The organism is Dactylosporangium thailandense (genome assembly GCF_059739745.1).
On the sequence record NZ_AP029195.1, the window covers coordinates 5,761,126 to 5,784,651 of the forward strand.

General features: G+C 72.1%; 20 protein-coding genes. 10 read left to right on the forward strand and 10 right to left on the reverse strand.

Translation table 11 applies throughout. The features are described 5' to 3' along the window. Positions 1 to 27: 27 nt before the first annotated feature. Positions 28 to 447 carry an SRPBCC family protein gene (locus AC6JBM_RS25165; RefSeq protein WP_497986029.1) on the forward strand — a complete coding sequence of 140 codons (420 nt, stop codon included), beginning with the start codon at positions 28 to 30 and terminating at the stop codon, positions 445 to 447. Here AC6JBM_RS25165 and AC6JBM_RS25170 read toward each other — a convergent pair. Beyond that, on the reverse strand, positions 444 to 809 hold the full coding sequence (locus tag AC6JBM_RS25170; protein ID WP_350614578.1) for a DUF5997 family protein: 366 nt from the start codon (positions 807 to 809) through the stop codon (positions 444 to 446). The genes AC6JBM_RS25165 and AC6JBM_RS25170 overlap by 4 nt on opposite strands. A 23-nt stretch (positions 810 to 832) precedes the next feature. Between AC6JBM_RS25170 and AC6JBM_RS25175 the strand changes: the two genes are divergently transcribed. Continuing rightward, positions 833 to 1,462, forward strand: coding sequence for a LysR family transcriptional regulator substrate-binding protein (locus tag AC6JBM_RS25175; protein WP_497986030.1), 630 nt, complete (start codon positions 833 to 835; stop codon positions 1,460 to 1,462). 1 nt (position 1,463) lies between these two features. On the opposite strand, the gene AC6JBM_RS25180 is transcribed toward AC6JBM_RS25175, so the two are convergent. The 4 genes from AC6JBM_RS25180 to AC6JBM_RS25195 all read right to left on the reverse strand — a co-directional run bounded on the left by AC6JBM_RS25180 (position 1,464) and on the right by AC6JBM_RS25195 (position 9,021). Continuing rightward, a complete protein-coding gene (locus tag AC6JBM_RS25180; RefSeq protein WP_497986031.1) occupies positions 1,464 to 3,791 on the reverse strand; it encodes a rhamnogalacturonan lyase family protein in 2,328 nt (775 codons plus the stop codon). 10 nt (positions 3,792 to 3,801) lie between these two features. Next, positions 3,802 to 5,280 (reverse strand): RICIN domain-containing protein, encoded by a 1,479-nt coding sequence (locus AC6JBM_RS25185; RefSeq protein WP_497986032.1) that lies wholly within the window; start codon positions 5,278 to 5,280, stop codon positions 3,802 to 3,804. Then, entirely contained in the window at positions 5,277 to 6,758 is a 1,482-nt protein-coding gene (locus AC6JBM_RS25190) for a pectinesterase family protein (protein ID WP_497986033.1), read from the reverse strand. Before AC6JBM_RS25190 ends, AC6JBM_RS25185 begins: the two co-directional genes overlap by 4 nt. Positions 6,759 to 6,882: 124 nt before the next feature. Next, positions 6,883 to 9,021: a sigma-70 family RNA polymerase sigma factor gene (locus tag AC6JBM_RS25195; protein WP_497986034.1), complete on the reverse strand. Its 2,139-nt coding sequence runs from the start codon at positions 9,019 to 9,021 to the stop codon at positions 6,883 to 6,885. A gap of 321 nt (positions 9,022 to 9,342) precedes the next feature. On the opposite strand from AC6JBM_RS25195, the gene AC6JBM_RS25200 reads away from it, so the two are divergent. The 3 genes from AC6JBM_RS25200 (at position 9,343) to AC6JBM_RS25210 (ending at position 13,557) form a co-directional block, all read left to right on the forward strand. Continuing rightward, positions 9,343 to 10,161 (forward strand): GH25 family lysozyme, encoded by an 819-nt coding sequence (locus AC6JBM_RS25200; protein WP_497986035.1) that lies wholly within the window; start codon positions 9,343 to 9,345, stop codon positions 10,159 to 10,161. A gap of 148 nt (positions 10,162 to 10,309) precedes the next feature. Further along, positions 10,310 to 11,074, forward strand: coding sequence for an ABC transporter ATP-binding protein (locus AC6JBM_RS25205; protein ID WP_497986036.1), 765 nt, complete (start codon positions 10,310 to 10,312; stop codon positions 11,072 to 11,074). A gap of 2 nt (positions 11,075 to 11,076) precedes the next feature. Further along, positions 11,077 to 13,557, forward strand: a complete 2,481-nt coding sequence (locus tag AC6JBM_RS25210) for an FtsX-like permease family protein (protein WP_497986037.1) — start codon at positions 11,077 to 11,079, stop codon at positions 13,555 to 13,557. A gap of 85 nt (positions 13,558 to 13,642) precedes the next feature. On the opposite strand, the gene AC6JBM_RS25215 is transcribed toward AC6JBM_RS25210, so the two are convergent. Both AC6JBM_RS25215 and AC6JBM_RS25220 read right to left on the reverse strand, forming a co-directional pair. After that, entirely contained in the window at positions 13,643 to 14,668 is a 1,026-nt protein-coding gene (locus AC6JBM_RS25215; protein ID WP_497986038.1) for a LacI family DNA-binding transcriptional regulator, read from the reverse strand. Positions 14,669 to 14,681: 13 nt separating this feature from the next. Then, positions 14,682 to 14,849 carry a hypothetical protein gene (locus tag AC6JBM_RS25220; protein WP_497986039.1) on the reverse strand — a complete coding sequence of 56 codons (168 nt, stop codon included), beginning with the start codon at positions 14,847 to 14,849 and terminating at the stop codon, positions 14,682 to 14,684. 64 nt (positions 14,850 to 14,913) lie between these two features. Here AC6JBM_RS25220 and AC6JBM_RS25225 point away from each other — a divergent pair, with 64 nt between their 5' ends. The 3 genes from AC6JBM_RS25225 (at position 14,914) to AC6JBM_RS25235 (ending at position 18,135) form a co-directional block, all read left to right on the forward strand. After that, on the forward strand, positions 14,914 to 15,921 hold the full coding sequence (locus tag AC6JBM_RS25225; RefSeq protein ID WP_497986040.1) for a polysaccharide deacetylase family protein: 1,008 nt from the start codon (positions 14,914 to 14,916) through the stop codon (positions 15,919 to 15,921). Between the two features lie 184 nt (positions 15,922 to 16,105). Next, a complete protein-coding gene (locus tag AC6JBM_RS25230; protein ID WP_497986041.1) occupies positions 16,106 to 17,413 on the forward strand; it encodes a condensation domain-containing protein in 1,308 nt (435 codons plus the stop codon). Positions 17,414 to 17,463: 50 nt separating this feature from the next. Beyond that, entirely contained in the window at positions 17,464 to 18,135 is a 672-nt protein-coding gene (locus AC6JBM_RS25235; RefSeq protein ID WP_497986042.1) for a hypothetical protein, read from the forward strand. Between the two features lie 32 nt (positions 18,136 to 18,167). Here the strand turns inward: AC6JBM_RS25235 and AC6JBM_RS25240 are convergent, their stop codons facing one another. Continuing rightward, the gene (locus AC6JBM_RS25240) at positions 18,168 to 19,616 is read right to left on the reverse strand and encodes an MFS transporter (protein WP_497986043.1); all 1,449 of its coding nucleotides are present in this window, start codon (positions 19,614 to 19,616) and stop codon (positions 18,168 to 18,170) included. Between the two features lie 505 nt (positions 19,617 to 20,121). Between AC6JBM_RS25240 and AC6JBM_RS25245 the strand changes: the two genes are divergently transcribed. Further along, a complete protein-coding gene (locus tag AC6JBM_RS25245; protein WP_497986044.1) occupies positions 20,122 to 21,084 on the forward strand; it encodes a PKD domain containing protein in 963 nt (320 codons plus the stop codon). A 258-nt stretch (positions 21,085 to 21,342) separates the two neighbouring features. On the opposite strand, the gene AC6JBM_RS25250 is transcribed toward AC6JBM_RS25245, so the two are convergent. Continuing rightward, the gene (locus tag AC6JBM_RS25250) at positions 21,343 to 21,900 is read right to left on the reverse strand and encodes a hypothetical protein (protein ID WP_497986045.1); all 558 of its coding nucleotides are present in this window, start codon (positions 21,898 to 21,900) and stop codon (positions 21,343 to 21,345) included. A 227-nt stretch (positions 21,901 to 22,127) separates the two neighbouring features. Between AC6JBM_RS25250 and AC6JBM_RS25255 the strand changes: the two genes are divergently transcribed. After that, complete coding sequence (locus tag AC6JBM_RS25255; RefSeq protein ID WP_497986046.1) at positions 22,128 to 22,598, forward strand: DMP19 family protein; 471 nt, start codon at positions 22,128 to 22,130, stop codon at positions 22,596 to 22,598. Between the two features lie 112 nt (positions 22,599 to 22,710). Here AC6JBM_RS25255 and AC6JBM_RS25260 read toward each other — a convergent pair whose 3' ends face one another. Further along, positions 22,711 to 23,322 (reverse strand): hypothetical protein, encoded by a 612-nt coding sequence (locus AC6JBM_RS25260; RefSeq protein WP_497986047.1) that lies wholly within the window; start codon positions 23,320 to 23,322, stop codon positions 22,711 to 22,713. Between the last annotated feature and the right edge of the window lie 204 nt (positions 23,323 to 23,526).

Here is a 23,526-nt window from a genome sequence, read left to right on the forward strand (position 1 = left end):
ATAGTTCGACGCCGTATTATTCGAGGCATGACTACTTACGCGCTGAGCGCGCAGACATACATCGAGCGGCCCGCCGAGGACGTGTGGGCGTACGTGGCCGACTACGCCAACGACCCCGCCTGGCGCCGCGGCGTCACCCGGATGGTGCCGACGCCGCCCGGCCCGGCCCGCGAGGGCACGGTCACCGACGAGCTGATGCGCCTGGCCGGCAGCGGCTACCACAACCTCGGCGTGGTGACCGCGGTCGACCCCGGCCGGCACTTCGCCTGGCGCACGACGCAGGGCGCCGACGCGCACGGCTCCCGCACGGTCACCCCGCAGGGCAACGGCGCGACCGTGCGGCTCGAGCTGACCGTGACCCTGCACGGCCTGCAGCGCCTGGCCGCGCCGCTGCTGCGCCGCAACCTCACCGGCGACGCGAACCGGCTGCGAGCCGTGCTCGGCTAGCGCTCGCTCAGGCGGCGCTGCTCGCGCTTGACCTCGGCGTACGACTCGCGCTCGCGGACCAGCCACTCCGGCGGGTTCGCGTTGAGCTCGGCGATCTCGGCGGTGGTCAGGGCCTCGGTCACGCCGCCGCGGGCCAGGCCGCTGTTGGACACCCGCAGCCGGGCCGCGACCACGTTGCGCGGGTGCGGGCCGTCGCGGCGCAGCTCGACCAGCCACTCGGGCGGGTTGCGCTGCAGCTCGTCGAGCTCGTCGCGGGACACCAGGCGGTCCTGGAACTCCTGCGGGGTCGCCGGCAGGTACACGTCGAGCTTCTGCGCGGCGGTCGCGGGCTTCATCGTCTGGGTCTGCTTCGGCTTGCTCACCGAGCAAGGGTAGCGTGACGCCAATGACCTTCCGCCTGCTCGTCGTGCCCGGCGTCGTCATCGACCGCTGGCGGCACACCTGGGCGGAGCGCCGGCCGCAGACGCCGCTCGAGCTCGTGCCGGTCGCGGCCGCCGACGCCGCGGCGCGGCTGGTCGAGTCCGGGCACGCCGCGCTGCTGCGGCTGCCCGTGGACCGGGACGTGCTGCATGCGATTCCGCTGTACCAGGAGCAGAGCGTCGTGCTGGCCCACCGCGACCACGTGCTGCACGCCGCGGACGAGCTGAGCGTGGCCGAGCTGGCCGAGCTCGGCGAGCCGCTGCTGCACCCGCTCGACGACGTGCTGGCGTGGGAGCCGCCCTCGCCGGGCGTGGAGCGGCCCGAGTCGACGGAGACGGCGGTCGAGTGGGTCGCGGCCGAGGTGGGGCTGATGGTCGTGCCGCAGTCGCTGGCTCGGCTGTATCACCGCAAGGACGTGAAGTACAAACCGGTCGTCGACGCTCCGGTGTCCTCGGTCGCGCTGGCGTGGCCGATCGACGGGCACTCGGAGCTGGTCGAGGAGATGATCGGCATCGTGCGTGGCCGGACGGCCAACAGCACCCGCGGGCAGGCCCCACCGAAGGGGCCGGCGAGCAGAGCCCGCCGGCCCCGGTGAATCACGGGGTGTAGATCTTCGGCGCGGCCGGCGTGCTCATGCCGTCACCCAGGAAGAAGCTCGGGTGCGGCGGCTGGTTGTACGCCGTGTTCTGCCACGCCACGCCCTCGCGGTACTGGATGTCGTGCATCAGCGTGACCAGCCGCCGGTCGGTGACCGCGGTGCTCACGTAGACGCGCAGCGCCTTGTCGTCGGACGTGGGCCAGATGACCTCCTCGCGCCAGTCGCCGAACAGGTCGGCGGTCAGCGACGGGGTGGACTTGGTGCTGTTGTTGGAGTGCACGCCGCTCGCGGTCAGCAGGCGGGTGTCGCCGCTCGGCGTGTACTTGTCGATGTGCGTGGCGTCGAGCAGCTCCCGCACCGGGTCGGCGTCCCACCAGACGACGAAGTTGACCGCGCCCGGCCGCCGGGTGTTGATCTGGGCGCCCTTGGTGTTGTAGATGCCCGTCGTCGACGTGCTCCACGACTCGGCGCCGGGGCTGCCGGCGTACACGTCGTCGGAGCGGCCGCGGCCGTTGTCGCAGCCGCAGCTCGCCCAGGACCACAGCAGCGAGCCGGTCTTCGCGTCGGCCATCCAGCCGGCCTTCGACCCGGTGTTCTCGTCGACCTTGAACACCTCGAGGCCCGCGTGGCTCGGGTCGAGGTCGCCGACGTCCATGGCGTCGCCGTGGCCCTGGCCCGTGTTCCACAGCGGGGAGCCGTTGTCGTTGATCGCCATCGCGCCGAAGACGATCTCGTCCTTGCCGTCGGCGTCCACGTCGGCGATGGCCAGCTGGTGGTTGCCCTGGTCGGTGTACTGGCTGCCGGCGCTGTTGGAGTCGAACTTCCAGCGCTCGGTCAGCTTGCCGCCGCGCCAGTCCCACGCGGTGATGACGGTGCGGGTGTAGTACCCGCGCGACTCGATCAGGCTGGGCCGCTGCCCGTCGAGGTACGCGGTGCCGGCCAGGAAGCGGTCGACGCGGTTGCCGTACGAGTCGCCCCAGCTCGACACCGTCCCGCGCGGCACGTCGTAGTTGACGGTGGCCATCGCGGCGCCGGTCTGGCCGTTGAACATCGTGAGGTACTCGGGGCCGGACAGGATGTAGCCGGACGAGTTGCGGTAGTCGGCGGAGGAGCTGCCGATGACCGTGCCGGCCCCGTCCTTGGTGCCGTCGGCCGTCTTCATCGCGATCTCGGCCTTGCCGTCGCCGTCGTAGTCGTACACCTGGAACTGCGTGTAGTGCGCGCCGGCCCGGATGTTGCGGCCCAGGTCGATGCGCCACAGCCGCTGCCCGGTGAGCCGGTAGGCGTCGACGAAGACGTTGCCGGTGTAGCCGGACTGCGAGTTGTCCTTCGAGTTCGTCGGGTCCCACTTGAGCACGACCTCGTACTGCCCGTCGCCGTCGAGGTCGCCGACGGACGCGTCGTTGGCCGTGTACGTGTACGCCACACCGTCGGGCGTGGTGCCGCCGGACGGGGGCGAGATGGGGATGTCGAAGTACCCGTTGGCGCCCACCTGGAACGCCGCCTCGGAATCGCCCTGCTCGGCGCCGCCGACCACGGGCCGGACGGTGTACGCGGCGCCGGAGGCCGCGCCCGAGTCGAAGTAGTTGGTGGAGTTCGTGATCGGGCTCGCGTTCACCTTGGTTCCGGCGCGGTACAGGTTGAACGCCACCCCGGCCGGGTCGGTGCCCAGCAGCCGCCAGGACACGTAGTTGCCGGACCCGGACCGCACGCTGACGAGGCCACGGTTGAGCTTCTCGGCCTGGCGCCCCGTTCCGGCCGGCGGCGGACCGGTGGTCGTGCCGGTCGTGGGACCGGCGACGTAGTTGAACGACCACTGCATCCGGGCGATGTCGGAGCAGGTCTCCTCGACGATCGGGTTGTTCCCGGCCGTCGAGCCGTCCTTGTCGCTGACGCACAGCCCGGTGGCCACGGACTTCACCAGGTACTTGCCCGCCGCGGCCGGCGAGGCCGTGAACGTCCACAGCTGGTTCGTCTTGGTGCCGTCGCCGCAGCCGTACTGCTGTAGCTGCGTCCCCGGCGTGGTGCTCGACGACGGCACGTCGATGCACCGGCCGCTGTTGCCGTTGGCCAGGTTGAAGCCCGAGGACTGACTGACCGCCTTCCACTGCATGTGCGTCGCGGTGGCGTCGCAGGCGACCTGCACCAGCAGCGCGCTGTTGTCCATCGAGGACCCGACGACGTCGACGCACTTGCCGGACGCGCCGGACGCCAGGGTGTACACCCCGTTGCCCACCGGCGTCGTGGCCGCCTCGGACGGCCAGATCGACACCGCGAGCACGACGCCGGGCACCGCCACGGCGGCGGCGATCCCCGCCGCTCTCATCCGGTTCACGTCACACCCCGATGTTCGGCTGCGGGCCGGAGTACGTCTTGACCAGGGTCGGCACGTCGGCCGCCGGGTCCAGCGTGTACGAGTAGAAGCTGTGCGGGTCGAACGCCGAGCCGGACGTGTCCTTGCGCCCGGTGCTGTTGACCACGATGGACCCGGACTGCTTCAGCTGGGCGGTGCTGTCCGGGTAGTACGGGTTGTTGACGTGGTCGAAGTAGCTGTTCTCCAGCACCATCTTCGTCGAGCCGCGCGAGTAGTTGCCGTAGCTGGTGATGTTGGCCAGGTAGTTGTTGTAGAGGTGCGCGTAGGCCAGGTTGTCGGCGCTGGGGTTGCGCTGGTTGTTGTCGTGCAGCCAGTTGTGGTGGATCGTCATGCGGGCGGTGACGTTGTCGGTCCAGCCGATGCCGAAAACCTTGTTGTGGTTGCCGAGCTGGTTCCACGACACGGTCACGAACGACGTGTCCTTGCGCGAGTCGATGTACCCGTCGTTGATGTTCGTGAACGTGTTGTGGTCGATCCACACGTGGTCGGCGGTGTCCATCTGGATGCCGTCGTAGTCGAAGTCCTTGTCGTCCGGGTCGTCCGACGCCACCGCCGTGTCCCCGATCGTCAGGTTCCGAATGATCACGTTGTGGACCCCGGCCCCGAGGAAGAACCCGCCGTTCTTGATCCGGCCGTTCTTCCCGACGCCGATGATGGTCTTGTTCGACGTCACCGGGATCTCGTACCCGTACTGCGGCACCGTGATCGTGGCGTTCACGCGCACGGTGTAGGCCGAGCTGGACGTCGCGTACTTGAGCAGGTCCGCGTAGGTGGTGACGGTGACCGTGCTGCCGGCCGCGCCGCCCGTCGTCCCGCCGTTGGTGCTCGCGAACCCGTCCGCGGTGTTGGACCAGGTGCGCCCGCCGGAGCCGGTCGTCGGCGCCGAGGTCGAGCCGGTCACGGAGTTGAAGCTCCACTGCATCCGCGCGATGTCGGAGCAGGTCTCCTCCACGATCGGGTTGTTCCCGGCCGTCGAGCCGTCCTTGTCGCTGACGCACAGCCCGGTGGCGACCGACTTCACGAGGTACTTCCCGGCCGCGGCGGTGGACGCGGTGAACGTCCACAGCTGGTTCGTCTTCGTGCCGTCGCCGCATCCGTACTGCTGCAGCTGCGTCCCCGGCGTGGTGCTCGACGACGGCACGTCGATGCACCGGCCGCTGCCGACGTTGCTCAGGTTGAACTGGCCGTTCGCCTGCGCGACGGCCTTCCACTGCTGGTCCGCCGCGGCGGTGTTGCACGCCACCTGCACCAGCGGCGCGCTGTTGTCCATGGAGGCGCCGGTCACGTCGACGCACTTGCCCGACGCGCCGGCGGCAAGGGTGTAGACGCCGCCGCCGGCCGGGGCGGTCGCGGCCTGCGAGGGCCAGACGGCGACGGTCAGCACGGTCACCGGGACCGTGGCGGCCGCGAGGGCGATCGCGAGCTTCCTGCTTGTCTTCACAGCGGGTTCCATCCGTCCGTTCCGGCGAGGTACTTCTGCGGGGTGTAGTTCGCCGCCTGCGCGTCACTCAGCTGCGGGCGGTTGCTGTTGGTCCCGGCTCCGGCGCCGGTGTTGCGGTACTCGAAGAACCGCGCGCTCTTCCACGAGTTGCCGGACATGTCGGTCCACGGCTGCGCGGTCTTGATGGTGTTGCTGAGGTTCGACTCCCGGTACAGCACCTGCCCGGCGGCTCCCCAGGGCCGGCCGAGCTGCGTGACGTTCGCGGTCGCGCCGGTGATGGTGCACTGGTAGAACAGCAGGCCGTAGGTCTGCCCGGCGTCGGTGTTCGCGGCCGTGATCGGGCCGCCGGTGCTGCGCCGCTCGTAGATGGTGCTCTTGTTGAACACCGCGGTGCCGCCGCCGAAGATGAAGTCGACGGTGCCCTCGACGTAGGAGTTCACGAGGTACGAGCGGTAGTGGTAGACCAGCATCGTGTCCTGGTTGCCGAGGAACCGCACGTTGTCGTAGACGGCCCGGTCGGCGTTGAGGCTCGCGGCGACCGCCTGGCTGCCCTCGCCGTAGTCGTTGGACATCGTCAGGTTGGTCGCCTTGAAGTCGTGGCCGTTGATGAACACGGTCGCGCTGCCCGAGGTGCCGTAGCCGCCCGCCGAGCTGTGGTTGTTCACGATGACCGTGTTCGCCGGCCCGGACCCGAGGCCCTGCAGCGTGATGAACGGCTTGTTCTCGGGGATCGTCACGATCTCCCGGTACGTGCCGGCCTTGATGGTGATGACCCGCCGCGTGGTGTTGTTCGCGGGCACCGCGTCGATCGCCGCCTGCACCGTCTTGTACGTCCCCGAGCCGTCGGCGGCCACCGTCGGCTTGGTCCCCGTGCCGGTCGTCGGGCCCGAGGTCGCGCCGGTGACGTAGTTGAACGACCACTGCATCCGGGCGATGTCCGAGCAGGTCTCCTCGACGATCGGGTTGTTCCCCGCCGTCGAGCCGTCCTTGTCGCTGAGGCACAGCCCCGTCGCGACCGACTTCACGATGAACTTCCCGGCCGCGGCGCTCGAGGCGGCGAACGTCCACAGCTGGTTCGTCTTCGTGTTGTCGCCGCAGCTGTACTGCTGCAGCTGCGTGCCCGGCGTGGTGCTCGCGCTCGGCACGTCGACGCACTTGGCGCTGTTGCCGTTGACGAGCTGGAACTGGCCCGAGTTCTGCGCGACGGCCTTCCACCGCATGTCCGCCGCCGCGGTGTTGCACGCCAGCTGGACCAGCAGGGCGCTGCTCGCGGTCGAGGCGCCCGCGACGTCGACGCACTTGCCGCTGGCCCCGGAGGCCAGCGTGTAGACGCCACCGGCGACCGGCGTGGTGGCCGCCTCCGACGGCCAGACGGTCGCGGCCAGGACGGCGGCGGGGACCGCGGCCGTGACGGCGACCGCGGCGATGGTTCGGGGTCTCGGCCGCCGGCGGGCACCGGCGACGGGTTGTGGCGACATGGTCGTCCTCTCCTACGGGGGTGGGACTGAGGCGCGGGGGCGCACTCCCGTAGATGGCGGGACCAGCCGTCGATAACGCGAATCCGGTACAAATATCAAAAGTGCTGATGCAACGGTGAAAGTTTCACGACTCGGACATGGAGGCGCCCATGCCGTTGCCCGTGGTCAGGAAGTCCGTGGCCGGCAGGGTGCCGTCCGCGCGGCGGGTGCCCTGCGCGGCGGTCGCGTCGGTGGAGCGGAACATCGCGGCGGTCCACGTGCCCTCGTCCCAGGTGTTGCGGCTCGTGTGCACGCCCGAGCCCATCGACACGGAGTCGTCGTTGCCGATCGACACGTTGGAGCGCAGCGTCGCCGGGGTCGTCGGCATGCCGAAGCCGGTGGCGCCGTTGCGGTAGGCGGTGTTGTTGGACAGCCGCAGCTCGGCCGGGTTCCCGCCGTCGGCGAAGCCGTTGTGCACGTTGCCCCAGGCGGCGTTGTGGCGCACGCTGTGGCTCGCCGCGACCGGCGGGTTGCCGCCGCCGAAGGTGAACCCGTTGCCGTTGCTCTTCCAGCCGGCCACGCCCCAGCGGTTCACGCCGTTGCCGTAGGCCCAGTTGTGCTGGATGTCGATCGGGCTGGCGAAGTCGCCGAAGTCGAAGCCGTCGTCGGCGTTGTTGAAGGCGCGGTTGCCGCGCACGATGTTGTTCTCGCCGGAGCCGAACTTGATGGCCATGCCGATGCCGGACTGGCCCTGGTCGGCCGGGTCGTGGTTGTTGAAGAAGTCGCTGTCGAGCACCTGGTTGCCCGTCGTGCCCTCGCCGCGCAGGGTCAGGCCCGACTCGACGTTGTCGTGCAGCGACAGGCGCACGAACAGGTTCTGCCTGCACGACAGGCACACGTAGGCGTGGCTGGCCGAGTTCTTGACCTCCAGCCCCTGCACGGTCCAGAAGCTGCCGTGCTGGGTGATCGCCCACTTGTCCTTCGGGATCCGGCTCGCGTCGATGACGGGGTGCTCGTCGCCGTACGAGCTGAGCGTGATCCGATGCGTCTCGTCGCCGCTGGTGTCCAGCACGATGGGCGAGGTGGGCCGGTAGGTCCCGCCGCGCAGCGCGATCGTCTGGCCGGGCCGGACCACGGATGCCGCCTTGGTCAGCGTGGCGAACGGGTGCTCGATGCCGCCGTCGCCGCCGTCGTCGCCGTCGGGGGCGACGAAGTACTCGGCGCGGACCAGGCCGGCGGTGCTCGCCGGGCCGGGCGGGGCCGGCGCCGCGGAGGCGGTCGAGCCCGGCGGGTCGGGGGCGACCGCTCCCCCGGTCGCGGGCGGCGCGGCGACCCCGCCCGGGCGGTCCTCGCCGGACAGCGGCGTCTCGTAGACGGCGAAGGCGAGCCCGCCGCCGGCCACCACCACGACCGCGGCGACGGCGGCGGCCTTGGTCTGCACGATGTGCTGCAGGTGCGCGAACACTCCGGTGCCGGCCGTCCCCGCGGCCTTGAACCCCTCGAACGCGAAGACGGGCAGGGGCAGCGCGGCGATGCCCGGCAGCAGCTTCTCCGGCGCCAGCAGGTCGGCGGCGAGCTCGGAGCAGCGCCGGCAGCCGCGCACGTGCCGGGTGAGCCGCTTGCGCCACAGCGCGTCGGTGCTGCTGTCCCACGGCTTGAGCACCTCGGCCAGCTCGGGGCAGCGGGGGCTGGCGTGCAGGGCCCGCACGAGCCCGCGGGCGGCGTCGAGCTGGGCCCGCATCCGCTGCACCCGCACGGCCGCGTGGTTGGGCCGCACCCCCATCGCGGCCGCGAGCTCGGCCCGGGTCAGCTCCCCCGCCGCCTCCTGCCACCACAGGGCCAGCAAATGCCGATCGTCGTCATCGAGCCACTGCGTCGCCTCGGCCAGCTCGCGGCGCTGCCCGGCGAGCATGAGCCCGGTGAGGCTGCGCTCCTCGAAGTCGCCGCCCGGGTCCGCGAGCTCCTCCGGCACCTCCCGCGCGGGCGGGTGGCGCCGGGTCGCGCCGCGGCGGTGCATCTGGATCTGCCGGTAGGCGATCGCCACGACCCAGGAGCGGAACCGGTCCGGCTCGCGTAGCCCCGGCAGCCCGCGCACGACCTGGATCATCGTCTCCTGGACGAGGTCGTCGACGTCGGCGTGCCGGTTCAGCGCCCGGCCGATCACGTTGTAGACGAGCGGCAGGTGCCCGGCGATGAGCGCGTCGAGGGCGCGCTCGTCTCCGGCCTGCGCGGACCGCACGAGCGAGGTCGTATCGTGCACCGGCACGGTCTCACCCTGCGTCACCGCTGATCCCTTCCGACCCGCGACCGCCGGCGCCGGCGGTCACACCGCCCCGGCACCCCTGGCCGAGCCGTATGTTGGCACACCCCATCAGGCGTGTAAAGCGCCGGAAACATTGAACGAGACTGCTTCCGGAAAACGTGTTATCGCTCTCATCGCCCCGGCATCTACATGGTGCGGGGACTGCCTCGACCACGCTGGGTGACCATCGCCGGTCGCGCGGCCGCCGTGCGCATGCCGTGCCGGCGGACTCGGGGCACACTGGATCTCGTGGCGGTGCGGTGGAGGGTGGCCTGGCGAGTCACACGCCTCCGCCTGCGCCGTATGGCCCGAACCCCGCACGAGCGGCGCTCGGTCGCGTTCGTACTCCTCGTGCTCACCGGGTTCGTCTGGGGCGTGGGGTCCGCGCCGCCCGGTCCGGCGGTGCCCGGCCCGCCGCCGGAGCCGCCGTCGCCGACGGCCGTGGCCGCGATCGAGCAGGGCCGCCCGGCCGGCTACCCGATCGGCGGCATCGACATCTCCAGCCACGACCACCGGAAGTTCACGGTGCACTGGCCGACCGAGGTGGCGGCCGGCAGCCAGTTCGTCTACGTGAAGGCGACCGAGGGCCTGTCGTACGTCAACCCGCACTTCGCCGCCGACTACGTCGCCGCCCGGGCCGCGGGCCGGTACGTGGGCGCCTACGTGTACGCGCGGCCGGACAAGGGCGACCCGGTCGGGCAGGCCGAGCACTTCCTGCGCCACGCCCGGTTCACCCGCGACGCCCGCACGCTGGTGCCGTTCGTGGACCTCGAGTGGCCCTACGCGGGGGTCAAGGCGGGCCCCTGCTACGACCTGAGCCCGGAGCAGATGCGGGCCTGGATCGGCGCGTTCATCGGCCGCATCGAGCGCGAGATCGGCCGCAAGCCGATGATCTACACGAACACGTACTGGTGGAACCCCTGCACGGGCAACGACACGTCCTACGGCGACTACCCGCTGGACATCGCCAACTACACCAAGGGGCCGCCGAAGCTGCCTGCCGGGTGGACGACGTTCGCGCTGTGGCAGTACGCGCCGGGGAATCCGGATCAGGCGCACAGCCACGACCGGGACGTGGTCAACGGCGGGCCGGCCGGCCTGCGCGCCCTCGCCTGGCCCTAGCCCTCCCGCACCAGTCACTCGCACGGGGTGTTGGTAGCGCCTGCTGTACCACGATCCGCCAGCGGGCTGCATCGCCCGTCGTCGAACCGCGCCATACCGTTTTCGGTGCGCGCACTTCCGGTTCGACGACACGAAGGGACACGAGACGATGTCCGTCACGACAGCGGCCGCGGCGGCGGTGCGCGTGGAGGCGCTGACCCGCACGTACGGCTCCGGCGCGCAGGCCGTGCACGCGCTGGCCGGCGTCGACGCCACGTTCGCCCGCGGCACGTTCACCGCGGTCATGGGCCCCTCGGGCTCGGGCAAGAGCACCCTGCTGCAGACCGCCGCGGGGCTGGACCGGCCGACGTCGGGCCGGGTCTTCATCGGCGACACCGAGCTGTCGCGGCTGTCCGAGACGCGGCTGACCGAGCTGCGGCGGGGCCGGATCGGCTTCGTCTTCCAGGCCTTCAACCTCATCGCCGCGCTGAATGTGGCCGAGAACATCGAGCTCCCGCTGCGCATGGCCGGCACCCGGCCCGACCCGGCGTGGCTCGCGCACGTGGTGGCCCGGGTCGGCCTCGGCGAGCGGCTCGGTCACCGCCCGGCCGAGCTCTCCGGCGGCCAGCAGCAACGGGTGGCGATCGCCCGCGCCCTGGCGAGCCGCCCCGACGTGGTCTTCTGCGACGAGCCGACCGGCGCGCTGGACACGAACACCGCCGCCGACGTGCTCGCGCTGCTGCGCGGCATCGTCGACGAGCACGGCCAGACCGTGGTGATGGTGACCCACGACCCGGTCGCCGCCTCCTACGCCGACCGCGTGCTCGTCCTCGCCGACGGCCGCATCGTGCGCGACCAGCCCCAGCCGGGCGTCACGCAGATCGCGTCGCTGCTGGCGTCCCTGGACCGCCGCTCGATGGTGCGGGGGTCCTAGCCATGCGCCGGTTGGCCTTCCGCATGCTGCGCCACCGCCCCGGCTCGGCGGTCGCGACCCTGCTCGCGCTCGTGGCCGGGGCGATGATCCTGACGGCGATGGGTGTCCTGGTCGAGTCGGGCGTGCGCTATGTGCCCCCGGCGGGCCGGTACGCCGCGGCCGACATCATCGTCGCCCGGCCCGACGTGACCGTCTCGTCCCGCGACCTCGACGGCTCCCCGCAGACCAGCACGATCACCCTGCCGGAGGGCGGGACGGTGCCGATCTCGCTGGCCGAGCGAATCCGCGCGCTGCCCTCGGTCGATCGCGTCGTCGTCGACGTGACCGTGCCGGTGTTCGTCGCGGGCGGATTCGTCGAGGGGCACGGGTGGGACAGTGCGGGGCTCTCGCCGTACACCTTGCAACAAGGAAATCCACCGGGGAGCGACGACGAGATCGTGGCCGACGCCCGGCTCGGCCTGGCCCCGGGGTCCACTGTGGACGCCGTGGTGGGCGGCGATCCGCTCCGGTTCCGGGTGAGCGGCGTGGCCACGGGCCCGGCCGCGGCGGTGTTCCTGACCGACGCGCGGGCGGCCGCCCTGTCGCCGCGGCCGGGCGCGATCGCCGTGTTCGGCACCCCGTCCCTGGCCGCGGTCGCGAAGCTGGCCGGCCCGGACCTGCGGGTGTACGCCGGCGAGGACCGCGGCCGCGCGCTGCGGTCGGCGGACGGGGCGGCCCGCGACCTGCTGATCCTGGCCGGCGCCAGTTTCGGCGGCTACGTCGTGCTGCTGGTGGTCTTCGTGGTCGCCGGCACCGTCGGGCTGTCGGTGCGCCACCGCCGCCGCGAGCTGGCCCTGTTGCGCGCGATCGCCGCGACGCCGGGCCAGGCCCGCCGGCTGCTGGTGGCCGAGGCGGCGTGGGTGAGCGCGGCGGCCGCGGTGCTGGGCGTTCCGGCGGGCCTGCTGGCGGCGCGCTGGGTGCACGGTTCGCTGGTGTCGCGCGGCTTCGTCCCGGCGTCGTTCCCGATGTCGCCGGGGCTGGTCGCGGCGGCCGCGGTGGCGCTGCTGACGGTGGTGGCGGCGGTGGCGGCCGCGCTGCTGGCCGGCCGCCGCATCACGCGGGTGCGCCCGACGGAGGCCCTGGGCGAGGCGGCGGTGGAGCCGGCGCGCGGCGGCCGGGCGCGGCTGGTCTCGGGCGTGGTGGTCCTGGCCGGCACGGCGACGTCGAGCTCCTTCACCGTGGCCGCGAGCGGCCAGACGGCGCTGGCGGCGGCGACGGGCATGCTCTACCTGTTCACCGCGGCCGTGGCCCTGCTGGCGCCGTGGATCAACACGTTCGCCGCGCGCGTGTGGTCGCACGTGTTCCGCACGGCCCCGGGCCGCCTGGCGGTGGCGAACCTGCGCGCGAACGCCCGCGGCTCGGGGGCGGTGGTGACGGCGCTGGTGCTGGCGGTCGGTTTCGGCGGGTCCGTCTGGTTCGTCCAGGACAATCTGGAACGCGGGACGGTGTCGCAGTCGGCGGCGGGCCTGCGCGCGGATCGCGCCCTGGCGGCGCCCGGCGGCCTGCCGGCGTCCGCGGCCGACGAGGTCCGCCGGCTCCCGGGCGTGCGGGCGGCGACGGGTCTTTCGCACACGAACGTTCTCGTGACCCTGATGGGCGAGCTGGACACGGCGCCCGCGCAGGTCGTCGACCCGGCGGGCCTGGCCGGGACCGTGGACCTGCGCGTGACGGAGGGCCGCCTGGACGCCCTGGCCGCGGACACGATGGCGGTGTCGTCGATGCGCGCGGGCACGCACGGCTGGCACGCGGGCTCGCGGGCGGAGATCCGCCTCGGCGACGGGACGCCGGTGACGCTCACGGTGGCGGCGGTCTACGACCGCGGCCTGGGCTTCGGCGACTTCACCCTGTCCCGCGCGACGGTGGCGGGCCACACGGCGGCGGCGACCGACGAGGCGATCCTGGTCCGCACCGACCCCGGGGCTTCGGGCGGCCCGGGGTCGGCGAGCGCGGACGTCGACGCCGCGCTCGCGCGGATCGCGGCCCGCTACCCGGGCGGCCGGGTCACCGCCGCCTCGGAGCTCACCGCCCGCGTCGGCAACGACCTCGCCGTCAGCGCGTGGCTGAACCGGCTGCTGATCGGGGTGATGGTCGGCTACGCGGCGCTGGCGGCGGCGAACGTGATGGTCATGGCGGCGCTGTCCCGGCGGCGGGAGCTCGCGCTGCTGCGGCTGGTCGGGGTGACCCGCCGGCAGGCGGCGCGGATGGTGCGGGCCGAGCAGGTCGGGCTGCTGGGCACCGCGCTCCTGCTCGGAGTCGCGATCGCCGCGGTGACGCTGATCGCCGTGGTCAAGGCGCTCACGGGGAGCCTGCTGCCGTATGTGCCTCCGCTGGGGTGGGCGCTGGTGCTGGGCGGCACCGCCGTGCTGGCGCTTGTCACCACCATCGTGCCGATCGGCCGGCTGCTGCGAGCGCCACTGATGGAGAACATTGGTCAGCGCGAGTAGGCCACGCGGGTCCCGAGGGTGCCTGTCCTGATTGATTCACCCTAACACATCGACAGAAATCGAATAGCGGAACGTAATTGCACCATCACGCTGCCGGCCGGGGTGGGGCTGAGCTTTCGCGGACGACCAGTTCCGTCGCCAGCTCCACCCGCGGGGTCTCGATCGTCTCGCCGTGGGCCATGCGCAGCACCGTACGCGCGGCCAGCAGGCCCATCTCGGCCAGGGGCTGCCGCACCGTCGTCAGCGGCGGGGACGTCCAGCGGCTCTCCGGCAGGTCGTCGAAGCCCACCACCGACACGTCGTCCGGCACGCGCAGGCCACGGCGGCGCACGGCCTCGTACGCGCCGAAGGCCATCTGGTCGCTCGAGGCGAAGATCGCCGTCGGCGGCTCCGGCAGGGACAGCAGGGCCTCGGCGCCCGAGCAGCCCGACTCGTGGTAGAAGTCGCCCTGCTGGATCAGCGACGGGTCGGTGTCGAGGCCGGCCGCGGCCAGGGCGGCGCCGTAGCCGTCCAGCCGGGCACGGCTGCACAGCAGGCGCTTCGGGCCGGCGATGAAGCCGATGCGCCGGTGACCCAGGGACAGCAGGTGTTCGGTCGCGCGCAGGCCGCCGGCCCAGTTCGTCGCGCCCACGGTCGGCACGTCGATGGTCGGCACGCCCGCCGGGTCGATGACGGCCAGCGGGATGTCGAGGCGGCGCAGCTCCGCGTGCAGCGGCGGGGTCACGTCCGACGTCACGAAGATGACGCCGTCGGTCGCGCGGGCGCGCAGGTTCTGCAGCCACTGCCGGGCCGAGGCCGGCTTGTCGTGGATCGCCGAGACCACGGTGCCGATGCCGGTGGCGTGGGCGACCTCCTCGACGCCGCGGATGATCTCGACCGCCCAGGGGCTGTCGAGATCGTTGAAGACGAGGTCGATGAGGTTCGCGGCGGGCTTGTTGCGAGCGGTCCGGCGACGGTACCCGTGCTCGCGCAGGATCGCCTCGACCCGCTCGCGCGTCTGGGGCGACACGTCGGAGCGACCGTTGAGCACCCGGGACACCGTGGGCACCGACACACCGGCCTCGCGCGCGATCGCGGTGATGGTGACCCGGCCTGCGTCCTCGACTGACACGCGCACATCCCCTTCAACAGTTTTCGATATTTTCGCACGCCGCCGTTTTCGGAACCAATTCCGGAACTTTCAGGTGCCCGTAGCCGGGGAGCAGCACGTCACGGCAGCTGAACCGGCTCAGGCGCTTCCGGAAATCGTTGACACCGCCGAACGGGCCGCCCAATACTTGCGCCATCGACATCCGTCAAACCCGGCCGCCCCACCGGGTCACGGCTCGCTGCCCTGCTGAGGAGGAAAGCGCGCACATGAACAGACGCACCAACAACGGCACCTGCCGTCTCCTGATCGGCGCCCTCGCGCTCGCCGCGGCCGCCACGTTCGCCACCGGCGTCGTCGGGGCCGCCCCGGCGAGGGCCGCCACCTGCAACGGGTACGTCGGGCTGACCTTCGACGACGGCCCGTCCAACGACCACACGCCCGCGATCCTCAACGCCCTGCGCCAGAACGGTCTGCGGGCCACGATGTTCAACGAGGGCCAGTACGCCGCCGCGTACCCGGCCCAGGTCCGCGCCCAGGTCACCGCGGGCATGTGGGTCGGCAACCACAGCTACACCCATCCGCACCTGATCCAGCAGAGCCAGGCCCAGATCGACTCGGAGATCTCCCGCACCCAGCAGGCGATCGCGAGCGCCGGCGGCGGCACCCCGCGGCTGTTCCGCCCGCCCTACGGCGAGACGAACGGGACGCTGCAGGCGGTCGAGGCGAAGTACGGGCTGACCCAGATCATCTGGGACGTCGACTCGCAGGACTGGAACGGCGCGAGCGTCGACGCCATCGTCGCCGCGAACGCCCGCCTCACCAACGGCCAGATCATCCTCATGCACGAGTGGCCGGGCAACACCCTGGCCGCGATCCCGCGCATCGCGCAGGGCCTGGCGAGCCGGAACCTGTGCGCGGGCATGATCTCCCCGCAGACGGGCCGCGCGGTGGCCCCGGACGGCGGCGGCACTCCGCCCGGCGGCGGGGGCACGACGCCACCTCCACAGGGCGGCGGCTGTACGGCGACTCTCTCGGCCGGCCAGCAGTGGAGCGACCGGTACAACCTGAACGTGACGGTCTCGGGCACCAACGCGTGGACGGTGACCATGACCGTGCCGAGCCCGGCGAAGATCAGCGCGACGTGGAACGTGAACGCGACCTGGACCAGCTCCCAGGTGATGGTGGGCAGACCGAACGGCGCCGGCAACACGTTCGGCGTGACCATCATGACCAACGGCAACTGGACCTGGCCGACGGTCTCGTGTAGCACCTAGCGCCCGAGGCGGTGGCGCGGCACCACACCGCCGCGCCACCGCACCTCCGCTGAGCGGGCGTGTCCGGAAGGACCCATATCCGGGGATCGGGAGATATTTCAAGTGACGAACTAAGCCGAACGGCTGATCGTGCAAGGGAATCGCGTGGTGTCAGCATTCAGGGCGACGGATGTCGGAACGGGGGGTGAACAGACAGGAGCGCACCGTGCTGGTGGAACGCATCGTCGTGCCGTTCGAGGGGCGCGGAGCCGGGACCGGGCCGCTGGCGTGGGGGCAGCAGCAGGTCTGGGAGGCAATGGTCGACATCGGCTCGTCGCTGCCGATGGGCGGCGTCGTCGCGGTCACCGACGGGCGCACCGTCGAGGACTTCGTGCACGAGCTGCGCTTCCACATGTGCCGCTACCCGTCGATGCGCACGCTGCTGCGGTTCGGCGGCGACGGTACCGTCACCCAGGAGATCTTCGCCGAGGGCGAGACGGCGCTGGAGATCCACGAGGGCGAGGACCCCGGCGAGGATCCGGCCGCGGTCGCCGAGGCGCTCGCGGCGCGGTGGCGGGAGCGCAAGTTCGACTACGACTCCGAGTGGCCGCTGCGCATGGGCGTGGTCCGGCACCGGGGCGTCGTCACGCACGTGGTCGCCCTCATGTGCCACATCGCCGCGGACCTCGGCGGCGTCGAGGTCATGATGCGCGACCTGGCCGCCGCCGACCCCGGCCCGCACACCGCCCCGTCGCCGCTGGACCTGGCCCGGGCGCAACGGGAGGCGGGGATGCGCCGGCACACGGCGGCGGCGATGCGGTACTGGGAGCACCACCTGCGCGCCGTCCCGCTCAGCGTGCTCGGGGACGCCGCCGACAACGGCGACCCGACGTTCTGCCGCCTGCACTGGCGCTCCCCCGCGCTGCACCTGGCCTCGGCCCGGCTCGCCGCCCGCCTCGGCGCCGACCCGGCCTGGGTCCTGCTGGCCGCGCTCGCGACCGGCCTGCACCGCGTCGGCCGCAGCCCGTTCGTGGCGCTCGGCATCATCGGCAACCGGTTCCGGCCCTCCCTGCGCGAGGTGGTGAGCCCGCTGACCCAGGACGGCCTGTGCGTGCTCGACGTCACCGGGGCGAGCGCGGAGGAGGCGATCGCGCGGGTCCGGACGGCGTCGATGAGCGCCTCGAAGTACGCCTACTACGACCCGGCCGACCGCGAGGCCCTGGAGGAGCGCGTCGGCCGCGACCGCGGCGCCCGCGTCGACCTGCGGGTGCTCTACAACGACCGCCGCACGAGCGCCGCCCCGCCGCCCGGCGCCGAGGACCCGCGGGCCGCCCTGGCCCGCACGGAGCTGCGCGAGGAGCCGGCCGCGTTCCTGGGCCCGAAGCTCATGTTCCACGTCGAGGACTCCCCGGACGCGGTCAGCCTGATCATGGAGGTCGACACGCGGTACCTCGCCCTGCCCGACGCGCGCCGCCTGCTCAAGGAAGCGGAAAGGTTTGCCGTCGAGGCCTGACACCCCGGCGCCGCCTTCCTACCCTGGGGTCACGTCACGGGGAGGCGGCCATGCAGATCACCGAGGTGAGCGTGCTGGGCGTGCGGTCGGCGGTCGTGGTGCTGCGGCACCGGCACACACCGCTGCGGTTCGTGCTCGTCCCGACCGTCCACATGGGACGGCCGGAGTACTACCGGCGCATCGCCGAGCGGATCGCGCGGTCCCAGCTCATCGTCGCGGAGACGTACGACGGGCCCAGCTCCACCGGCCTGGCGTACGTCACCGCGATGCGCCTGACCCGCCAGCGCCAGGCCGGCGGGCTCGTGCACCAGAACATCGACTACGCCGCGCTCGGGGTGCCGGTCGTCTGGCCGGACGGCTTGCTCCTGCGCGGGCGCCGCGACCGCATGCCGCTGCTGGGCTGGCTCGACCTGGCCCTGCTGGTGCCGGCCCTGACCGTCAGCATGGCCGTCGGCGGCCGCGCCTGGCTGCTGGCCCGCAACCTCGAGGTGAGCGACGACTCCGAGGTGCGGGCGCCGCTGTTCAACCGCACCATGCTCGTCGAGCGCGACCGGCTCCTGACCGCGGACCTGGCCGGCATCCACGAGCGGCGCGCGGCCGAGGACATCGAGGTCGCCGTGGTGTACGGCGCCGCGCACATGCCCGCCGTCGTACGCACCCTGGCCCCGCTCGGCTACCGCCCCCTGCGCGGCGGCGACTGGCTGACCGCGATCCCGTTCTAGGCTCCGGGGCGTGACGGGCGGGGCGTGACGGCTCAGTCCTCGGGCAGGGCCGCGTCCGCGGTGGCCGCGTGCCTCGGGATGAACACCGCCAGCAGGGCGGCCAGCACCGCAGCGCCCGCGCAGATGGCGAACAGGGTCCGGTAGCCCGCCAGCGACGGCAGGGCGTGGCCGGCCAGCGTGATCGTCTGCGCCGCCAGGATCGCCCCGCCGATGGCGCTCGCCAGGGAGCTGCCGACGCTGCGGAAGAGGGCGTTCAGGCCGTTCGCGGCGGCCAGCTCCGAGCGCGGGGCGGCGTGGATGATGAGGCCCGGCATCGCCGCGTAGGCGATGCCGGTGCCCGCGCCCGAGATGGTGGCGCCCAGCACGACCTGCCACAGGGAGTCGACCAGGACCATGCGGGTCGCGAAGCCCGCGGCGATGATGAGCGAGCCGATGATGAGGGCGGTGCGCGGGCGAAGGCGGGCCGAGAACGGCGACAGCAGCAGCATCGCGATGCCGCCCGGCAGCATGCACAGCCCGCCGGCCAGGACGGACTGGCCGAAGCCGTAGCCGGTCGCCGCCGGGGCCTGCACGTAGGAGGCGGTGCCGATCAGCGTGGCGAACAGGGCGAAGCCGACGCACAGCGAGGCGATGTTGGTCAGCAGCAGCGACGGGCGGGCGGTGGTGCGCACGTCGACGAGCGGGGACGCGCGGCGCAGCTCCACGGCGATGAAGACGGCCAGCAGTACCACGGCGGCGGCGAGCAGGCCGATGGTCCACGGGCTCGTCCAGCCCCACGACGCGCCCTGGGCCAGCGGCAGCAGCAGGGCCAGCATCGCGGCGCCGAGCAGGGCGGTGCCGACCAGGTCCATGCGGCCCTTGGCGACCCGGGCCGGTTCGCGGACGAGCAGGACGATGCCCGGCACGGTCAGGATGCCGCCGGCGACGCAGATCCAGAACAGCACGTGGTAGTCGGCGTACTGGGCGATGAGCCCGGCCAGCGGCAGGCCGAGCGCGCCGCCGACGCCGAGCATGGCGCTGATCAGCGCGATGCCCGCGGGCGCGTGCTCCCGGGGCAGGGTGACACCGATGAGGCTGATGCTCAGCGGTACGGCGGCGACGGCGAGGCCCACGACCGACCGTCCGATGATCATGACGGTGAGATTGTCCGCCAGGGCGCAGATCAGCGAGCCCACGACCAGTGCCCCGATGGTCACCAGCAGCATCCGGCGGGTGCCGAACAGGTCGCCGAGGCGGCCGAAGGCGGGCACCGCGACCGCGCCGACGAGCAGGGTCGAGGTGAGCAGCCAGGCCACCCCGTCCCCGCCCGCCCGCAGGTCGACGGCGAGCTCCGACAGGACCGGGACCAGCAGCGACTGGGTCAGCGACACCATGAGCGCCGCGGTGCCGATGACGAGCACGACGACGAGCTGCCGCCGGGTCCACGCGGCGCGGACCGGCGCGGGCGGCGCCTCGACGGCGGGCTCCTGGATCTGGGTCATGGGGGTGGGGCTCCAAGCACGGGGAATGTGGCGAATGGGCCTGGTCGGCCAGGAGGCAGAGCCTGCCACGAGCCTGTTGCCGCGAGGTGACCGCCGCGTGGACTGAGACCGCGGTCACAAGCCCATCGGCCGCCGAGTCTGGCATGAAGGACCGACCCCGCACGGCTGCACGCCGCCGTGACCGAGTTGCGCGAAGGGTCGTTGAAGGTCCGTGTCCACCAAGCGCCGCCTGTTCGCCGTAGCCGTCCTGCTGTTCGTCCTGGCCGGTGCCGGGTCCGCGACCGCGGGCGTCGCCCAGCACGGCGTGGTGAGCGAGAAGCCGGTCGCGTGGACGCCGAACGTGCTCGACGGCACCGTCAGCGCCATGGCCGTGGTCGGGGGCAACGTCGTGGTCGGGGGCGACTTCACGCAGGTCGCGGACTCGGCGAGCGGCGTAAAGTACAAGCGGCGGTATCTGTTCGCCTTCGAGCTCGGCACGGGGCGCATCCTCGATGCGAGCGCCACGGTGGACGGGCCGGTCACCGCGCTCGCCCCGGCCCCCGACGGCGTCGGCGTGTTCGTCGCGGGGCGGTTCGCGAAGGTCAACGGCCAGCCGCGCACCGGGCTGGCCGAGGTGAACGCGGTCACCGGCGCGACGGTGCCCGGGTTCGCCGCGACCGCCGGCAAGGGCCAGATCCGCACCCTGGCGACGGCGGGGTCATGGCTGTACATCGGCGGCAGTTTCACCCAGCTCGGCGGCCTGCCCCGGGTCGCGCTCGCCCGCGTGGACGCCGCGACCGGGACCACCGACGCCGCGTTCGACCTGCGGCTGGCCCGCCGCGACCGGGGCCTGGTGAAGGTCGAGGAGGTCGCGGTCAGCGCCGACGGCGCCCGGGTGGCGGCGGTGGGCGCGTTCGACTCCGCGGCCGGGCAGAAGCGCACCCAGCTCGTCGTCGCCGACGCCGGGGCCGCGCCGGCCGTCTCCGGCTGGTCGACGGACGCCTACACGGGGCGGTGCAACACGCTGTACGACTCCTATCTGCGCGGCGTCGACTTCGCGCCCGACGGCACCTGGATCGTGGTGAGCGCGACCGGGGGCATGTCCGGCCCGACCCGGATGTGCGACAGCGCGGCCCGCTTCGACGTCGCCGGCAGCGGCAACCACCAGCCGGTGTGGGTGAACCGGACCGGCGGGAACACGCTGTGGTCGGTGGCCGTGACCGACGCGGCCGTCTACGTCGGCGGGCACATGCAGTGGATGGACAACCCGAAGGGGCACAAGTCCAAGGGCCCCGGCGCGGTCGAGCGCTCCGGGATCGCCGCGCTGGACCCCGCGACCGGGGCCGCGCTGCCGTGGAACCCCTCGCACAGCCGCGGCGTCGGCGTCGGCGTCCTGGTCACGTGCCCGGCCGGGCTGCTGGTCGGCTCGGACACGGACCGCATCGGCGGGGAGTACCACGGCCGCATCGGCCTGCTCCCGATGCTCTAGCGGCGGCTCTCGCGAGGTGCTCGCGGGGTCGCGAGCAGCTCGGCGGATGTCGCCGCCGGAACGTCGGGTGGTGGAACCTCCGCGAGATCGTCCGCGGCGCCGCCGACACGCCATCCGTCCTCGAACTCGGTTTCCGGCCGGCAAGGGCGGCACGGTCGCCCTCATGCCGCTGCCGCCGGCGGTGACCCGGGCGGTCGAACGCCGCCGTCCGGAACCTGATCCTGCGGCTCGCGCTCATGCCGAGAAGCGGATACCCGATCACGGGCACTTTCGCTCGATGAGACGGAGCGGCGTGCGCGCCGGCACCCACGGGATCGCTTCGGCGTCGCCCGGCCGGGTGAAGACGAGCACGGACTCGTCGAGGCGATGCCATACGAGTCGGCCGGAGTGATCTTCGTCTGCCTCGCCGGCGACGAGCAGCAATTCCCGGCCTTCCACCCGAAGCATCACCTCAGCGAGCAGGTCACCATCCAGGTAAGTCGAGGCCTCTTGGACTCGCCCCGTGGGCAGCTCGGGCAGGGCCCGCAGCCGGTACCCGGCGTCCGGAGCCTCGGATGGCCGGGTGCTGCAGGTGTCGATCGCCAGCCCGAACCCATCGTCGTCCTGGTACGTGGTGACGACCACTGGCGAGTCGTCGGCGAGCGTCATGCGCAGTGTGAGCAGTTGCAGACAGGGTACGTCCGGGCCGCCGAACTCGAAGTGTGCGTCGTCGCCGCGGACGGCCATCTCGATGCCCTGCCAGGAGCCGACATTCTGTCCTTGCAGTGCAACGAACGCTGACGCCTGCCGCTGAACCCAACCGCCGATCATCGCCATAGTGTGCTCGGCTGGCCCAATCAGTGGTGACACCGCCCGGGCTGAGAGAGGCGCGCCCCGAACTAGGGACTACGACTCGGCACCCGGCATCCGCCTTTGCCGCAATCCGCATGCTGCGTTGGTGAGGTCGCCCGTCGGCCGGAGCCGTCTCGGCGGGTGCGAAGATCCGGGTTGTGAGTTTGAGCTGGCAGGAGCTGCGTGGACTGCCCGCCGGTGATCTTCAGGCCGTGCTGCTGACCGAGCTCGACGTGGTGATGGCCGGTCGTTCCGAGCGGGACGAGGACGAGCTGCTGGCGGGTCTTCCCGCGCCGATGCGGGTGCTGTGGGTCCTGAGCTGGCTCGACTTCGAGATTTCCCAGGGCTCGCTGCTCGCGTACTTCTCCAATACGCACGGCCGGCACGCCGCCCAGGCTGTCCAGGCCTTGCGAGACATCGGCGCGGCCGCGATGGCCGACGTGATGGTGCTGGCGATCGCATCGGTTGCCGCCGTCACCGGCGAGTGGGCGGACAGGCGCGAGGGGATGAACGGCCTGCCTGAGCACTCCGTGGCGCGGCCGGACGCCGGGCTGTCCAACGCCGAACGGCTTGCTGAGCTGACGGATCGGTACTGGACCGCCGCTGAGCAGGAGGAGACCTGGTGGGGAGACAAGCTCGACGCATATCTCGCCAGGGCCGTGGACGCTGAAGCCCGCCGGTGAGCGCATCGCCGCCGGCGGCATCCGCTCATAGCCGCGATGAGGCTCGCTACGGAACGTCATGGCGTGTCTTGTCGCCCTGCTCGCGGACATGCCGAAGAGGGGGACGTTCACATCAAGGCCGACGATCGAGATCCAGCTGCACGGCCGGAAGATTCAGTCGTTGCCTGCTGTCATTGACCACACGAGCAGTGTATTCATGCAGAATCGCAGGATCGCCCAGCAGATCAAGGATCTCTGATGCCTTGACGGCCAAGGTTTGCTCCCAGTCAGTTGAGAGATTTGCTGCGGCAACCCGGGCGAGGCGTTGCTCGGCGACGGCATGGATGTCGGGGAATTGCCGCCGAAGCTCGGCGGCCCGGCCGGCCGCGATGTCAGCCACTACGGCGACGTCCCGCGCGAACTGATCGGGATTCAGGAAGTCGACGTGCTCGGTCCACCCTCGTTCACCGATCGGCGGTTCGGACGTCCAGGCACCGTCCGGACGCCAGTACAGCCGCGCGCCCTCGTCGAACGCCCAGTGATCGCGGCCGGCCCACAGCCACATCGCACCGACATTGAGGTACGTGCCTGGCCTGCGTCCGGGCCGGAACTCGACAACGGTCAACCACCACTGGTGGTCGGCGTACCACAGCCTAGAGCGTCCGAAGTGCACCATGCCGTACGGCACCAAACGAGACCTTGCCGCTGCCACGATCAACTTGCTGCTTTCCTGGGCAACGGACATCGCCACACCATACCGAGCACAGCGTGCGCGCTCATGCTGCCGATCGCGAGCGCCAGGCCGGCCGACTCCTGTCTCACCTAGCGTGACGAGTACCGAGCATGTCCCGATGCGCTGAACTGCCGATAGCGCGCACGCCGTGGCTCGGTGCCGGTCCGCCGCCGCGCTTCGCGCGAGTCTGGCAGGCACGATTGGCGGGAATGTCGT

Bases quoted from the DNA above. Each gene is read 5' to 3' on its own strand.
- AC6JBM_RS25165 (WP_497986029.1), top strand. From the start codon at position 28: ATGACTACTTACGCGCTGAGCGCGCAGACATACATCGAGCGGCCCGCC.
- AC6JBM_RS25175 (WP_497986030.1), top strand. From the start codon at position 833: ATGACCTTCCGCCTGCTCGTCGTGCCCGGCGTCGTCATCGACCGCTGG.
- AC6JBM_RS25180 (WP_497986031.1), bottom strand. From the start codon at position 3,791: ATGAGAGCGGCGGGGATCGCCGCCGCCGTGGCGGTGCCCGGCGTCGTG.
- AC6JBM_RS25190 (WP_497986033.1), bottom strand. From the start codon at position 6,758: ATGTCGCCACAACCCGTCGCCGGTGCCCGCCGGCGGCCGAGACCCCGA.
- AC6JBM_RS25200 (WP_497986035.1), top strand. From the start codon at position 9,343: ATGGCCCGAACCCCGCACGAGCGGCGCTCGGTCGCGTTCGTACTCCTC.
- AC6JBM_RS25205 (WP_497986036.1), top strand. From the start codon at position 10,310: ATGTCCGTCACGACAGCGGCCGCGGCGGCGGTGCGCGTGGAGGCGCTG.
- AC6JBM_RS25210 (WP_497986037.1), top strand. From the start codon at position 11,077: ATGCGCCGGTTGGCCTTCCGCATGCTGCGCCACCGCCCCGGCTCGGCG.
- AC6JBM_RS25220 (WP_497986039.1), bottom strand. From the start codon at position 14,849: ATGTCGATGGCGCAAGTATTGGGCGGCCCGTTCGGCGGTGTCAACGAT.
- AC6JBM_RS25225 (WP_497986040.1), top strand. From the start codon at position 14,914: ATGAACAGACGCACCAACAACGGCACCTGCCGTCTCCTGATCGGCGCC.
- AC6JBM_RS25235 (WP_497986042.1), top strand. From the start codon at position 17,464: ATGCAGATCACCGAGGTGAGCGTGCTGGGCGTGCGGTCGGCGGTCGTG.
- AC6JBM_RS25240 (WP_497986043.1), bottom strand. From the start codon at position 19,616: ATGACCCAGATCCAGGAGCCCGCCGTCGAGGCGCCGCCCGCGCCGGTC.
- AC6JBM_RS25250 (WP_497986045.1), bottom strand. From the start codon at position 21,900: ATGGCGATGATCGGCGGTTGGGTTCAGCGGCAGGCGTCAGCGTTCGTT.
- AC6JBM_RS25260 (WP_497986047.1), bottom strand. From the start codon at position 23,322: ATGTCCGTTGCCCAGGAAAGCAGCAAGTTGATCGTGGCAGCGGCAAGG.